This window comes from Clostridium weizhouense (assembly GCF_019431045.1).
Taxonomy (GTDB): domain Bacteria; phylum Bacillota; class Clostridia; order Clostridiales; family Clostridiaceae; genus Clostridium; species Clostridium weizhouense.
On the sequence record NZ_JAHXPT010000006.1, the window covers coordinates 108,828 to 125,412 of the forward strand.

A 16,585-nucleotide genomic window follows, 5' to 3' on the forward strand; every position below is an offset into this window, starting at 1 on the left:
ATATATATATGGATGAAAAAATATGTAATATAACTTTAAACTATAAATATTATCCTGGTGTGGATTTATACAGTGATGGAGAAGTTGAAGAAGAACTTTTAGACATTGTAAAAAATTATGAGGAAAAACAATTTAATAGTATTATTGCTGAACGTAAGAAATGGGCAATAATGTATCATCTGTCTCACATAAGATCAAATATTATTGAATGGTTACCTATAAATAAGAAACAAAATGTGTTAGAAATAGGATCTGGATGTGGTGCAATTACAGGGACATTAGCAGATAAATCCAAAAGTGTTACATGCATAGAATTATCAAAAAAAAGAAGTCTTATTAATGCATATAGAAACAAAAACAAAGATAATATAGAAATTTTAGTAGGAAATTTTGAAGAAATAGAAAAAGATATTACAGAAAAATATGATTATATAACACTCATAGGTGTATTTGAATATGCAGAATCATACATTTCAACAGAACGTCCTTATGAAAATTTTTTAAAAATAATAAGCAAACATTTAAAAGACGATGGAAAAATTATTATCGCTATAGAAAATAGATTAGGTCTAAAATATTGGGCAGGTTGTAAAGAAGATCATGTAAGCAAATATTTCGAAAGTTTAGAAAATTATTCTCATACAGGTGGAGTAAAAACTTTTTCTAAAAATGAGCTGAAAAATATTATAGAGTCTAGTGGGATTAATAATTATAAATTTTATTATCCATATCCTGATTATAAGCTACCAACAACAATTTATTCAGATGAATATTTACCTAAAAAAGGTGAATTAAATAATAATATGCGAAATTTTGATACTGAGCGAATGATTTTATTTAATGAGGGTAAAGTATATGATTCTCTTATAGAACAAGAGCTATTTCCTGTATATTCGAATTCATATTTAGTTGTTCTGGAGAAAAGGGGGGAGAATTAGTGAAAAACATTATATATTCTAAATATTCAAATGAAAGATCTGATCAATTTAAAATTAGGACAGATATATTAAAAGATTCAACTGGAACAAAATTTGTCCAAAAAAGAGCACTTACTGATGAAGCACAGAAGCATATTAATAATATATATGTATATTATAATTTATTATTTAATCAGTATAAAGGATCTGATATAAGTATAAATAAATGTAGTAAACTAGAAAACTGTTTAGAATTTGAATATATATATGGAAAAACTTTAGCAGAAGAATTAGATGAGTTACTATATAACAAACAATATATTAAAATATTAGAAAAAATACAGGAATATGCATCTAAAATATGTTATGGAATCGAACAAAAAAATTTTAAGTTAACAGATGAATTTATAAGAGTATTTGGTAGAGTTAATTTACCACCTTCATTAAAAGCAGCTGATTTAAATAATATTGATTTAATTTTTAATAATATTATAGTAGGAAAAAAATGGAATATTATTGATTATGAATGGACATTTAAATTTCCTATTCCAATAAATTATATTATATACAGAGCGATAAGAATATATATAGAAGAATCAGAGAAAAGGACAGAATTAATAAATATAGGTTTATATAAATTATTAGGAATTACGGATGATGAAATAATACAATACAATAACATGGAAATTAATTTTGAAAAGTATGTATTAGATAATTTTTATCCATTAAATAAGTTATATGGTCAGACAACGTTAGCGAATATAGATGTGCCAAAAGTTCTAGAACAACAAAAAATAAATTACTTTAAAAATATAATTCAAATATTTTATGATTATGGTGAGGGATTTAATGAAAAAAATTCATTTAAGATTTATCCAGAGTTAAATGAAAATGAAGATTATGTAGTTAAAATAGATGTAAATCCAAATATAAAACAATTAAGAGTTGATCCGGCAAATAGTGAAAGTATAGTTATCATAGATAAAATATTAGGATATACTACTGAAGAATACAGTATAGATTATTATACTAATGGAATAAAATTAAATAATAAATCTATATTGTTTGATAATGACGATCCACAGATATTATTATTAAATATTAAACCTGAAACAAATAAAATAGAATTAATGTTTAAAGTTCAAATAATATCTAAAGAAGTTGTAAGTGAATTAAATCAATTTATAGAAATTAAAGAAAATGAAATAAAAGGTAAAGAAAATGAAATAAAAGATAAAGAAAATGAAATAAAAGATAAAGAAAATGAAATAAAAGATAAAAAAGAAACAATAAAAGATAAAGAAAATGAAATGAAAAATAAAGAAAAAATAATAAAAGATAAACAAAATCAAATAAATGATCATATTAAGAAAATAGAAAAATTAGAATTAAAGCTTAAACAAGTTAATGATAGAATACAACAATATAATAATTTATCTTTAATAAAAAAAGTTATTAAACAAGTTTAAATTAAGGAGATATAAAGCAAGATGTTTAATTATAATATAGAAAATACTCAGTTATCTTTAAATAAAGGTAAAATGGATTTACGTCTTAAAGGATGGGCATTTAATACAGAAAAAGATATTAAAATAAAAATTACAGATGATAAAGATAATACTTGTAAATTTAAGTTACAGAAATGTAGAAGAAGTGATGTTTATAAATATTTTAAAAATAATGAAAAAGCATTAGAAAGTGGAATAATATTAGAGATAAATTCACTTAAAAAAACAGTAAATAAAATAAATATATTATTTTTAGATGATAAAGAAAATTTGTTACTAGAACACATAGTAGATATTAAGAAACTAAATTTGTCTGGCATTAATGAAAAAATATCATATAATAATTTAGAAAAAGTATTTAGAAGTATAAAAAAAGATGGAATAAAACTTACATATAATAAAATTATGAATAAGTTTAAAAATATTGAAACTGGAAATTCAGAACAATCAATTTTAGAGCCATATGTATATATAGATGAAAACTATGAGTATCAATCAGTGAATAATCATAACATTGTTTTAATCATTAATTCAACAAATAATAGTATAATAGAAGATTATTATTTAAATACAGTAAAAAGCGTACAAAAGCAAAATTTTAATAAAATAATTAACTTATATACTAAGCTTAATAACGAGTTAATATTAAAAAATAAAGATTTGATTAATAATTGTACTAACATGGAATGTGAAGAAGAATTAATTACAAATGATGATGTATTAAAATTTATTAAGAAAAAACAATTTGATATTGATAATGTATATTATATTATGGTTACAGCAGGAGATAGTTTAGCAGGTTCATCTATTAAAAGAATAGAAGAAGTTTTAGATAAAAATAATGCAAAAATAATAACATTTAATGAAGATAGGATATTAGAAGATGCTTATATAGCACCATTATATAAAGAAGATGCTATTAACCAAAAACGAAATAAGAATATAATCTTTAGAAAAGGATTAGTTATACATAGTAGTAAAATAGAAAATTATTTAGAAGATAAAATAGATATATCAGATATTCACGTTATAGATAAGGTTTTATATCATTATAGAATAGTAGAAAATTCACAACTAAAAAATAATGTAAAACCAATTGCATTTTATTTACCACAATATCATGCTATACCAGAAAATGATGAATGGTGGGGGAAGGGCTTTACAGAATGGACTAATGTAACGAAAGGAAAGCCACTTTTTGATGGGCATTATCAACCACATGTACCGGGGAAATTAGGATATTATAATTTAGTAGAAGATAAAAGTATACAATATAAACAAATTGAATTAGCTAAGGAATATGGAATACATGGTTTTTGTTACTATTATTATTGGTTTAATGGAAAAAGACTATTAGAAAAGCCATTGGATAACTTATTAGCTGATAAGGGGCTTGATTTTCCATTTTGTATCTGTTGGGCAAATGAAACATGGAGTAGAAGATGGGATGGGCAAGAAAAAGAAGTACTTATTAAGCAAGAACATAATGAAGATACAGATAATAGGTTTATAGAAGACATTATTCCAATATTAAAGGATGATAGATATATAAAAGTTAATGGAGCACCAATATTACTTATTTATAGAGCAGAATTATTCCCTAATTTAGCAGAAACAATTACAAAGTGGAAAGAAGTATGCAAGAAAAATGGAGTTGATGATCTACATGTTTCATTAGTTCAATCATTTGGATTAACTGATCCAAATATATATGGCGGTGATTCTGCAGTTGAGTTTCCACCACATGGTATTATAACAGGAGAAATATCTAAAACTATGCCAAATTTAGTTAAAGAATTTGGTGGTAATATTTATGATTATAGAGATGTGGTATCAAGATATGTAAATAAGAGACCAGACTATTATAAAGCATTTAGAGGAGCTATGTTAAGTTGGGATAATACAGCAAGAAGAGGTGCAAATTCAAATGTATTTGCTTATGCTAATCCTAAGGAATACAAAAAATGGATAACAGGTATTGTTGATTATACTAATAATTATAATGATGAAGCATATCAATATGTTTTTATAAATGCGTGGAATGAATGGGCTGAAGGAACTCATTTAGAGCCAGATGAAAGGTATGGGACACAATATTTAAAAGCAACTAAAGAAGCTATAGATTCAAACTATTAAGGGGGAAAATATGATAGATGAATTGGTAAGTGTGATAGTACCTTCATATAATTATGAAAAATATATAATTGAATGTTTGGAATCAATAAAAAATCAAGAATATAAAAATATAGAATTAATTATTGTAGATGATTGTTCAAAAGACAACAGTATAAACTTAATAAAGGATTTTATAACAAGTTGTGAAATAGCAAATAGATTTACAAATATAAAATATATTGATCATTATGAAAATAAAGGTGCTCATTACACTATTAATGAGGGGATTGAAAATGCAAAAGGAAAATATATTGCTGTAATTAATGCAGATGATGTATATGAAAGAAATAGGTTTTCGAAAATAATACCAAGAATGAAATTCGAGAAGGTACAAATTGCCTTCTCGAGTATTGAAGTAATAGATTCTAATTCAGAATTAGCAATTGGAGAAGAGGCTGATAATTTCAGAAGAATACAAAAACGTATTTGTGAATGTGGGAAGGTATCTCATGCATTAATGATTGAAAATATAGCTATATCTACAGGAAATATGATTTTCACTAAAGAATTATATAAAAAGCTAGATGGATTTAAAGAATATAAATATATTCATGATTGGGATTTTATTTTAAGAGCGTCAATTATACAAGAACCTTTGTATATAGAAGAAACTAACTATTATTATAGATTACATAATAATAATAGTTTTAGAGAATTAGGTAATATTGCAGAACAGGAAGTAAATTTAGTTTTAAGCAATTTCTTCGAACAAATTAAAAGTGGAAAAACTACAAATCCAAATGTTTCAAAAAATGTGATACAAGATATTATTAAGGATACGTACTTGTATAAATATTGGTGTGAAGATAATATATTTAAATTAATAATAAATAAGATTATTAACTTTTATAATAAGTTTAAGCAAGATTAAAAAGCGTAAGTAATTAGTAAATAATTTTTAGTTATCATTTTATTTTGAAATGAGGTGGCGATTGTTGGTTAAAAAGTATAATAAGAGATATTTATTAATATTATTTTTGTGTATATTAAGTGGAATGTTTTTATTTTTTCTAAGTATAAATATAAACACACCTTTTATGGGAGAAGATTTTGCTTTAGTTAGTTTTTCTTCTCACTATGAACCATCTTCTATAGGAGAACATATAAGTTTAATTATGCAAAGGATTATTAGGCAAGCATCTACTTGGAATATCAGGATTGGTGAACAGATAGCAATTATTTTTTGTAGTACTAATAAATTATACTACTATATTGGAAATGCAATTATAAGTGTATTGTATGTATTATTGATACCAATATACGCTTTTGGAAGAAAAATGAAAATGACAGAAAAAAATGATGTTATTAGTGTAATAATAAGTTTTTGTTTAATTATTTTGTTTCAACCAGCATTAGGGGAAATATTCTTTTGGAGAACTGGAAGTGGAAACTATTTATGGGCTGTTTTTATTTTATTGACATTCACTATTCCTTTAAGAGTGATATTTGATAATAGAAATTTACTTGAGAATAAAAAGGTACTTATTTTATTACATACAATATTAGGTTTTTTTGCAGGATTAACAAATGAAAATACCGTAATTACTTTTATAATAATATATGTATGTACTATTATATATAGAATAATTAAAAAGCAAAAAGTTTATTTATGGATATGGAGTTCATTTATATCTTTAGGAATAGGTTTTTTAGTAATGATTTTTGCACCATCAACTGCAATTAGAATACAAACATATAAAAAAATATTTGGAATTGAACATGTAACTGTTAAGGATTATATTTATAGAACTATAAATATAATTCATAGGTTCTTTACAGAAAACATAATGTTAGTAAGTATACTTCTAGTGATTATTATAGTTTATATAATTCTAAATTATAAAAAGATAAATGAGGCAAAACAAAAAGAACAATTGTGTAAATACAAAAGTGCATCAATAAATTTAATATTCTTGTTATCATCTGCATTATCGGCAGGTGCATTAATTGGTGCACCTTATGTTGAAACAAGAGCGTTCTTTTTAATAGATTTTTTTATGATTGGATGTATTATTTATTTTAGTATTCAAATTATTAATGAAATCAATAAATTTATTAGTGCTATTACATATTTATTGTTAGGGATATTAATAATATTAACTGTAAAAGAAAATATAACAATTTTTAAGACATATGATGCATATAATAAATTCATAAACACTAATTATAGTGTTATACAAGAAGCTAAAAAAAGCAATCAAAGTAGTGTTAAAATTTCACCATATAATAATATAAACAATAGAATTTTAAATACAAGAGAAGATTATATACAATCAAATTTACAGCACTTGGAAAGATATTTTGAGATAAAAGTATTTTTTTCGATTGAAGATTTATATACAATAGATGAATCGCAATTGAATGCTAAATATATAGAAATTATGAATGGTATGGATTATGTAGAATATAATCAAACAGAAAAACAATTAAAAGTTATAGGATGGGCTGCAATTGAGAATATGCAATCTGAGAATAATGATATTAGTATATTATTAAAATCCGATAGCAAAACATATAAATTTATAACTAATAAATATAAAAGAAAAGATGTATCTGAATATTATAATAATAGCAAGTATGAAGATACTGGATTTTTACTTGATATATCAGATGCTAAGAAAATAATAGAAAATGGTACATATGTAATAGGTGTATGCATTAAAGATAATGAAAATAACAGTAATTATATAATGTATACTAAAAATAAAATTGAAGTTAATTAATTTAATATTATTAAATTAAGGAGATAAAATATGACGACTAATAAAAACCAGAAAATTTTTATTTCAGGATTGGAATCGATAAGGGGTATTGCAGCATGCTTAATAGTATATTTTCATGTTTGGGCATTGTGTGGATTTGCAAAATTTTCACCAATATTAGATAGTATAGTAGGTAATTTTGATTCATTAGTTAGGATGTTTTTTATATTAAGTGGTTTTGCACTACTATGCGGTTATGAAAAAACTTTATTAAACAGTGAATTTTCATTAAGAAATTTTTATATAAAAAGATTTTTTAAAATTGCACCAGTATTCTATTTAGTATTAATTATTCAAATATGTTTAAGCTATTTTCTTAATCATCAATATTATAGTATTTCAAATATAATTATGTCGATTACATTTTTATTTGGCTTATTGCCAGCAAATCAAGAATTAGTTTGGGCATCATGGGCTGTTGGAATAGAATGTGTATTTTATATTATTTTCCCTTTATTTCTTCTGCTTGTAAAAAATAAATTATCATTAATAATTTCATTAATTATTAGTATGATTATAACTTATAATTATACTAATTTGATAGGAAATGGTATACCTAATTCACATATAAATGTATTAATATATCTGTCATATTTCTTTATGGGCGGAGTTTTATACAGAAGTATACCAGTAATTAAAAATATAAAAAAGAATAAGAATATTTGGTACATCATAGAAATACCATTTTTAATTGGTGTAGTAGTATTAGGTGTAGTGTTAACTAAATTATTTAATAGAGATATTGGAATGTTGATAACTTTTTCATTGATTATTGGAGGAGCTATATACGGATATTCATTCATAGTAGTGAACAAGATTACTAAATTTTTAGGAAACATAAGTTATTCTATATACCTTTTTCATATGATTACAGTACAGGTATTAAATAAATTAGGTGTTATAAAATATATAACACAAATTACTTCAAATAAATATTTAAGTTATATCTTTGTGGGAACATTGGTATTAATATGTACATGTATAGTATCTTATTTAACAACAAAATATGTTGAAGAATATTGGATAAAGAAAGGAAAAAAATACATGAAATAATTAACTTTAAATCTAAATAAAGGATGGAGTAAAATGGAGAAAATATCAATAGTAGTTCCATGTTATTATGAAGAAAAATCATTACCGTTTTTTTATGAAAAGATAAATGAAGTAACTAAAAAAATGAACAATGTAGAATTTGAAATAATCTTTGTAAATGATGGCTCAAATGACAACACATTAAATATTATGAAAGATTATGCTAATTTAGATACAAGGGTAAAATACATATCGTTAAGTAGAAATTTTGGTAAAGAATCAGCATTATATGCAGGCTTAGAAAATTCAACAGGTGATTATATAGCGGTTATGGATGCAGATTTACAAGACCCACCTGAATTATTAGAACAAATGTATAATAGTTTGATTAATGAAGATTATGATTGCATAGCAACAAGAAGAGTAGATAGAAAAGGTGAGCCACCTATTCGTTCATTTTTTGCCAGATGTTTTTACAAACTTATTAACAAAATATCTAATACAGATATAGTAGATGGAGCAAGAGATTTTAGACTTATGAAACGTAAAATGGTAGAGGCTATTTTACAAATGAAAGAATATAATAGATTTTCTAAAGGGATATTTGGTTGGGTTGGCTTTAATACAAAATGGATAGCATATGAAAATATAGAACGAGTTGCAGGAGAAACTAAATGGTCATTTTGGAAATTATTCAAATATTCTATTGAAGGAATAGTAGCATTTTCAACTTCACCATTATTAATTTCATCTTTTATTGGAATAATATTTTTTATTATATCATTTATAATGATTTGTTTTATTATAGTAAGAACATTAATAGTAGGAGATCCAGTTGCAGGTTGGCCATCATTAGTTTGTATTATATTTTTTGTTGGAGGAATTCAATTATTTTGTACTGGAATTTTAGGTCAGTATCTGGCGAAAGCTTATATAGAAACTAAAAATAGACCTATTTATATTATTAAAGAAAGTAATATATTTAAATCTAAAGATAGGATAAATACATATGAAAAAGATAATACTAATATTAAATAGTGAAGGAATAAAGTATATTATTTTTGGTGTATTAACCACTCTTATTAATATTATAAGTTATTTGTTTTTAAATAAATTAGGAATACAATATGTTATAAGTAATACAATAGCATTTATATTAAGTATACTTTTTGCATTTATTACTAATAAAATATATGTTTTTAAGTCTAGAACATGGAATTTTAAATTGATTACAAGAGAAATAATTGCTTTTTTGGGATCTAGACTAGCAACTTTTATTGTAGATACAGTATTATTGATGTTACTAGTAGAAATTATGATAATGAATGATTTTATAGCAAAATGTATAGTTAATATTATAGTAATAATATTAAATTATGTATTAAGTAAATTTATTGTATTTAAGAAATAATAAGTAAAATAAGAGGATTAATAATTTTATTTATTAAATCTATGAGTATGAATTAACTTTAGAAAAATATAAAAATTAAGTTTAAAGTAAATATAGAAATAATTATGGCGGATGAAAATTAAAATCATCCGTTTTATTAATATTTAAATATATTAATAGATAATAAATGAATATATGTATTTTACACATAAGTTAATATATGTTAGAAAGAAAATGTATAGAAGTAACTAAAAAGTAAGCTTAAAAGAGGGTGTAATAAAAATGAAATATTTTTTTTTGATATTGATGGAACTATAAAACCTTATAACAGGAATATATCTATATCAACTAGAAATACTATTAAAAGATTAAAAGAATTAGGTAATATTATATTTTTAGCTACCGGTAGAAGATATAATGAAATAAAGTTTTTAATGAAAGAACTGGATATTGAAAATGCTGTTTGTGCAGGTGGGGCCACTGTTGTTATTAATAATAATATAGAGAAAGAAGAATTTTTTGCTAAAGATAAATTAAAAAATATATTATATGAATGTAAAAAATACAATATAATAATAGTTAGTGTAAGTAATGAAAAATGCTATACAACATATAAAGGAATTAAGCTTTTACCATATATATTTTTAATGAAGATTCTTTCAAAAACAAGATTTTTTAAAATTGGATCTGTTAATGGAATTGCACTTAATTCTTACATGAATATTAAAGTTGTAGATGAAAAAACATTTTTGGAGAAATCTACACAAAAGTTAATTTTTTATAATTATAGGCACATAAAAAAGGTACAATCTATAAAAGAATATACTATTTATAATAATGTATTTTGTTCATCTGTTGAATTTGAGTTTAAAGAAAAAGGTATAGAATATATAAGAAACAAATATAATGTACACTTAGATAATATTGTTGTTTTTGGTGATGGTTTAAATGATATAAGTATGTTTGAATATGCTAAAAATACTATTGCTATGGGAAATGCATGTGAGGAAATAAAACAAAGAGCATCTTTTATTACAAAAAAATCTAATAAAGATGGTATTGAATATGCATGTAAGTATTTTAATTGGATATAGTGGATTTTATAAATAATGATAATTAATAGTGCTTGTGATGAACTAACAGTATAATATAAAAAATATATATTAAGTATGATATATAAAATCTTGTTTAAGATAGTCTCATAAATATTAAAAACAGTTGATATATACCGTGTAAGAAAGGATATTAATTATGAAAATATCAATAATCTGTCCATTATACAATGCAGAAAAGTACATAACTAAATTAAACAAAAACATATTAAGTCAAGAATTAGAATCTGGGCAAGAGTTAGAAATATTATATGTTTTAACTAAAGGTAAAGATAAGAGTGAAGAAATATTAAAAGAATTAAACTGTAATTATTGCATAATAGAGCCAAAGGATTTTTCTCATAGCAGAACTAGAGAGATGATGGCAATGAAATCAACTGGTGACATAATTATTTTTATATCTCAAGATGTAAAGATGAAGAATAAATTATGGCTTAAAAATTTAGTTGCTCCAATAATAAATGGTGAATGTGAGGCAAGTTTTAGTAGGCAAATATGTGAGAACAATAGTATAGAAAAATATACTAGGGAAAAAAACTATCCTGAAGAATCTAGGATAGTATCTAAAAATGATATAGAAAAGTATGGATTATTAACATTTTTTTATTCAGATGCTTCATCAGCAGTTAATGCTAAGGTTTATAAAGAACTTAATGCTTATGATGGAAAAAATATAATAATAAATGAAGATATGTATTTTGCACATAAATTAATACATGCAGGATATAGAATTAAGTATTGTGCAGATTCTGAAGTATATCATTCTCATATATTTACATTAAAACAACTTTATAAAAGGTATTTTGATACAGGAGTATTTTTCAAGGAAAATTCTTATTTAATGAAATATAAAGGAAATGAAAGTGGAGTAGCTTTAGCTAAATATGTTTTTAAAAGATCATTAGAAGATAAAAATATAAAAGTACTTTTAAGTTTATTACCTAACTTTGCAGTTAGATATATTGCTATGAAAATTGGACAAAAATAAAATCACCCATGGGGTATAAAATTGGGAAAAATTTAAAGAGGGTGACTGTCACCATCACAGATAAGATTTAAGAGTCTTATCTATTTTTTTACAAAAATTTTTATGTTTTCATGTAATATTTCTTTCTAATATATATATTATTTAGAACCTTAAGATACATAACTTTTACACATGGGGCGTAAATTTTTACAGGTACAAGTTTGAATACTCTTATTTGTTTTAAGTACATTATAAATAGGTTATAATATAAGATAAGATATATGAATAAAACCTCAATTAAGAATTTATAGTATAGATGTTTTTTAGAAGGAAGGTGCGGTAATGAAAAAGAATATTCAGGTTGGAACATCAGATTTTAAAAAATTAATAAAGTGTGAACATTATTTTGTAGATAAAAGTTTACTTATAAAAGAGTTTATAGAAAATTCGGCAGATGTTATATTAACACCAAGACCAAGAAGATTTGGTAAGACTTTAAATATGAGTATGTTAAAGTATTTTTTTGATGTAGAAAAAAGAGAAGAGAATAAAGATTTATTTAAGGGATTAGCAATAGAGAATGAAGAAGAGATAATGAAGATGCAAGGGGAGTATCCAGTTATTTTTCTTACTTTTAAGAATGAAAAACATCTTAGTTTTGAAAATCTTCAAGAGGGAGTAACAATATTATTTTCAGATTTATATAGGCAATATGATTATTTATTAGAAAGTAATAAAATATTGGATATTGATAAAAAAGAAATTGAAAAATTTATAGCTAAAGAAGTAACTCCTATAGAATGTTTAAATGGTTTAAGCAATTTAATGAGACTGCTTAACAAGCATTATGATAAAAAAGTAATTGTACTTATAGATGAATATGATGTGCCAATTCAGGAAGCATATTTAAGAGGGTATTACGAAGAAGGAATTGTTTTAATAAGAAATATTTTAACAGCTGCACTTAAGGATAATGTTTATTTAGAAAAAGCTTTGGTTACTGGCATTTTAAGGGTTGCGAAAGAAAGTATTTTTTCAGGGCTTAATAATATAGAAGTAGATAGTATTTTAGGATTTAATTTTAATGATAAGTTTGGCTTTACTGAAGATGAGGTTAAAAATTTATTAGAATATTATAAACTTTTAGAAAAAAGTGATGAGCTTAAGAAATGGTACAATGGATATATATTTGGAGGAAAGGTTATTTATAATCCTTGGTCAGTTTTAAATTATATTAAAAACAATACAATGGGATTTATGCCTTATTGGATAAATAGTAGCAGTAATGATTTGATTAAAAGATTGCTTTCTAAGGGAAGTGAGGATACTAAGAAAAATCTTGAGGAGCTTATAAAAGGAAATTCTATAAACAAGATAGTAGATGATCATGTTGTTATGAAAGATGTAGAAGATGATGAGGAAAATTTATGGAGTTTCTTGACTTTAAGCGGATATTTGAAGCCAGTTAAGAAAGAATTAATAGATGGTGAGTTAGAATGTGATCTTAAAATACCTAATAATGAAGTTTTAATTTTTTATAAAAATTTAATTAAGAAGTGGTTTAAGGAAAGTTTAACAAGCAAAAAGTATGATGTTATGTTAAATGCATTGATAACTGGAGATGTTGAAACTTTTGGTGGCTTTTTTAAAAATTTTGTTTTAAATAATATAAGCTATTTTGATATATCAGGAGAGGAACCAGAAAAGGTGTATCATGCTTTTGTACTTGGTATGATAGTATCTCTTTCTGACAAATATGAAGTTAAGTCAAATAAGGAAAGTGGATATGGAAGATATGATGTTATGCTAATCCCTAAGGATAATTCAAAGCTTGGAATTATAATGGAGTTTAAAAAGATTGATGATTTTATGAGTAAAAGCATAGAAAAAGGTATTGAGGAAGCTTTAAATCAAATTGAGGAAAATATGTATGAAGCAGAACTTAGGGAAAGAGGTATTTCGGATATATTAAAACTTGCAATTGTCTTTAAAGGTAAAAAAATTGAGGTTGTTGAAGGGTAATTATAGAATAAGGCACATGAAATAAAATAATAGATCAAAGAAGCATTGTATATTTTGTTGGAGGAGTTTATTTAAATGGAAAAGAAGTCAGAGTGAAAGCTCTGGCTTCTTTTTTAAAATTTATTTAAAAAATTTTTATATTTTCTTAGAATATTGGTTTCTAATGCATATATATTATTTAGAAGATTAAGTTACATAACTTATATAAAGAAGTGTATTAAATTAATAAATAAAAATTAGGCTATGTTTTAAGTGAATGTTGATATTGTAGTATAAAGCTCATGGACAGGGGAATTTGCTTTAAGAACTCTAAAATAAAGCTTAGTCCAATTTAATGCATGCTCCCAATCAAAGATTGCTGACAAGCAATTAATTGTAAGACTAAAAGGAAACTCGACTCATATACATTCGCTGAGTAAGTTCGAGTAGCAAAATATAAAATTTTGACTCTTACTTAAGAGCTCTAAAAAGTAAATTCCAATGTCAGTTCGCCCTTATACTAAAATATCAACACTGTTTTAAAACACAGCGAAAAATTAATGTATATGATAAAAAATTAGAAGGGGTGTTTTTAATATGTCAGAAAGAAAAATAGTAAAATTAAGGGTGGATATGTATAGTGATACTAAATTTAAGATAATTGATACTATGGAGGAGAGGGATGTTATTCATTATATTTGGACTAGACTTTTAACTTTAGCTGGTAAGGTTAATTTAGAGGGGCATTTATATCTTTCAAAAAGTATTCCTTATACAATAGAAACTCTAGCTTTAGAGTTTAATAGAAGTTTTGAAAAGGTGGAATTAGCTTTAAAGGTATTTATGGATTTAGAAATGATTGAATTAACTGAAGGTAATGTTTATAGAGTTAAAAATTTTGTTAAGCATCAAAATATTAAATCTAAGAAAAAAGTTGATATTTTAGAAACTGAAAAAAGTAAACTTAATAATAGTAAAGTGATAGATTTTGAAAGTACACCTAAAACTGATATTGATTTAAAAGATGGTATTAGGATAAAGGATAATATGAAGATAAAATATGATAATATAGATAATTCAGTTTTAGTTGAAGATTTTGATAAATTAGAAATTACGAATAATATAAAACAGCCAGTTGATAAATCAAGTTTGGACAAGAATTTATTAGGAAATGAAGTGAATTCAGAAGATAAAATGAATGTAGAAAAGGAATTTGTGCTTAGTAAAGGTAGTAGTAAGAAAAAGAAATGTAAATCAAAGAAGAAAGATGATGATAATATTGAACTATGTGAAGATGATGATAGTACTGAGTTATGTGAAGATGGTAAGAATAATGAAGAATTATGTGAATTTGGTGATAAAATTCCAGAAGGAAAAGTGATTACTATATTTAAAGTTTAATGAATTACTAGTTCTTTAAAACTTAAATACAGAGATAAGTTTAAGATTTTTTTTATTTTAAGAAGATAAAAGATAGGGTATAATTGAAATAATAGTATAGTTAAAGGAAAATAATCAGGGCATTTTGGACTCGTTATTTTCCTTTATAGGCCTTAATACTAATTAGGATTTATATAGAATTAATACTTAGGTATAATTAAGATATAGTAGATAATAATAAAAAATACTAAGGAGTGAATTTTATGTGTAGATTGAACCCAAAAGTAGATTTTGCATTTAAAAAGTTATTTGGAAGTGAAGAAAATAAAGATATACTTATGGCATTTATAAATTCTATATTATCAGAAGATCAAAAGGTAAAAGATATAGTCCTTAAAAATCCTTATAATATAGCAAATTATAAAAGTGACAAGATGAGCATACTTGATATAAAAGCAGTAGATGAAAAAGGAACTTGGTATGATATAGAGATGCAACTTTCTGAACAGGTTTTTTATGAAAAAAGGGCCTTTTACTATTGGGCAAAGGTATATTCAGATCAATTAGAAGGTGGATATAATTATGATAATTTAAGAAAAACTATATCTATAAATATACTAGATTTTGATTATATAGATGAAGAGGATTTTCATAATGTATACAAAGTTTATAATGAAAAAAGCAAAAAAGAATTATCAAGTGTATTTGAGATGCATTTTATAGAATTAAATAAATTTAAAAAGGATTTTAAAGATATAAAGACAACTTTGGATAGATGGATAGTATTTTTAAATAGAGCCTATGAACTTGAGAAGGATAAAATGCCAGAAGAATTAGCAATAGATGAATCAGTTAAAAAAGCAGTTGAAAAGCTTGATGTTATGTATTTAGATAGAGAAGAAAGAGAATTATATGAAGGTGAATTAAAAAGAATTAGGGATTATATAGCAGAAATAAAGACTGCTAGAATAAGAGGATTGGAACAAGGAATAGAACAAGGAATAGAACAAGGTCTTGAGCAAGGTCTTGAGCAAGGTCTTGAACAAGGAAGAGAACAAGGTATAGAGCAAGAAAAAATTAATTCTAGATTGAAAGATGTAGAAAGAGTTTTGAAATTACTTACAAAAAAGTTCAAAGAGTTGGATGATGTTGTTAAGAAAAAAATAGAAACCTTAGATAATGAGAATTTAAATTTAATAATTGAAGATATTTTGGATATAGACGATTTAGAAGATTTAAAAAAGTATTTATAGAAAAGAATTAATTTTTATTTGATTAATTTTACCCCTGGGGTAAATATTTCAAAAAAATATTATAAAATCAATAAAGCAGATAAGGCAC

The 16,585-nt window shown here is 24.0% G+C and carries 13 protein-coding genes; all 13 read left to right on the plus strand.

All coding sequences use genetic code 11. The features are described from left to right. The first annotated feature begins 8 nt into the window (after positions 1-8). The 13 genes from KYD98_RS09160 to KYD98_RS09220 all read left to right on the plus strand — a co-directional run bounded on the left by KYD98_RS09160 (position 9) and on the right by KYD98_RS09220 (position 16,497). A complete protein-coding gene (locus KYD98_RS09160; protein WP_219779433.1) occupies positions 9-938 on the plus strand; it encodes a class I SAM-dependent methyltransferase in 930 nt (309 codons plus the stop codon). Next, a complete protein-coding gene (locus KYD98_RS09165; protein WP_219779435.1) occupies positions 938-2,386 on the plus strand; it encodes a hypothetical protein in 1,449 nt (482 codons plus the stop codon). Before KYD98_RS09160 ends, KYD98_RS09165 begins: the two co-directional genes overlap by 1 nt. Positions 2,387-2,407: 21 nt before the next feature. Continuing rightward, positions 2,408-4,561, plus strand: a complete 2,154-nt coding sequence (locus tag KYD98_RS09170) for a glycosyltransferase WbsX family protein (protein ID WP_219779437.1) — start codon at positions 2,408-2,410, stop codon at positions 4,559-4,561. A gap of 10 nt (positions 4,562-4,571) precedes the next feature. Beyond that, a complete protein-coding gene (locus KYD98_RS09175) occupies positions 4,572-5,471 on the plus strand; it encodes a glycosyltransferase family 2 protein (RefSeq protein ID WP_219779438.1) in 900 nt (299 codons plus the stop codon). A gap of 64 nt (positions 5,472-5,535) precedes the next feature. Next, positions 5,536-7,323, plus strand: coding sequence for a DUF6056 family protein (locus tag KYD98_RS09180; RefSeq protein ID WP_219779440.1), 1,788 nt, complete (start codon positions 5,536-5,538; stop codon positions 7,321-7,323). Positions 7,324-7,353: 30 nt separating this feature from the next. After that, positions 7,354-8,415 carry an acyltransferase family protein gene (locus tag KYD98_RS09185; RefSeq protein ID WP_219779442.1) on the plus strand — a complete coding sequence of 354 codons (1,062 nt, stop codon included), beginning with the start codon at positions 7,354-7,356 and terminating at the stop codon, positions 8,413-8,415. A gap of 33 nt (positions 8,416-8,448) precedes the next feature. After that, positions 8,449-9,432, plus strand: coding sequence for a glycosyltransferase family 2 protein (locus KYD98_RS09190; RefSeq protein ID WP_219779444.1), 984 nt, complete (start codon positions 8,449-8,451; stop codon positions 9,430-9,432). Next, positions 9,404-9,805, plus strand: coding sequence for a GtrA family protein (locus tag KYD98_RS09195; RefSeq protein WP_219779446.1), 402 nt, complete (start codon positions 9,404-9,406; stop codon positions 9,803-9,805). The genes KYD98_RS09190 and KYD98_RS09195 overlap by 29 nt, the downstream gene beginning before the upstream one ends. Before the next feature lie 266 nt (positions 9,806-10,071). Further along, positions 10,072-10,878, plus strand: coding sequence for a Cof-type HAD-IIB family hydrolase (locus KYD98_RS09200; protein ID WP_219779569.1), 807 nt, complete (start codon positions 10,072-10,074; stop codon positions 10,876-10,878). A gap of 157 nt (positions 10,879-11,035) precedes the next feature. Beyond that, entirely contained in the window at positions 11,036-11,884 is an 849-nt protein-coding gene (locus KYD98_RS09205; protein ID WP_219779448.1) for a glycosyltransferase family 2 protein, read from the plus strand. A 321-nt stretch (positions 11,885-12,205) separates the two neighbouring features. Beyond that, positions 12,206-13,885, plus strand: a complete 1,680-nt coding sequence (locus tag KYD98_RS09210; protein ID WP_219779450.1) for an AAA family ATPase — start codon at positions 12,206-12,208, stop codon at positions 13,883-13,885. 576 nt (positions 13,886-14,461) lie between these two features. Continuing rightward, entirely contained in the window at positions 14,462-15,265 is an 804-nt protein-coding gene (locus KYD98_RS09215) for a phage replisome organizer N-terminal domain-containing protein (RefSeq protein ID WP_219779453.1), read from the plus strand. Between the two features lie 242 nt (positions 15,266-15,507). After that, positions 15,508-16,497 carry an Rpn family recombination-promoting nuclease/putative transposase gene (locus tag KYD98_RS09220; RefSeq protein ID WP_219779454.1) on the plus strand — a complete coding sequence of 330 codons (990 nt, stop codon included), beginning with the start codon at positions 15,508-15,510 and terminating at the stop codon, positions 16,495-16,497. Positions 16,498-16,585 lie beyond the last annotated feature (88 nt).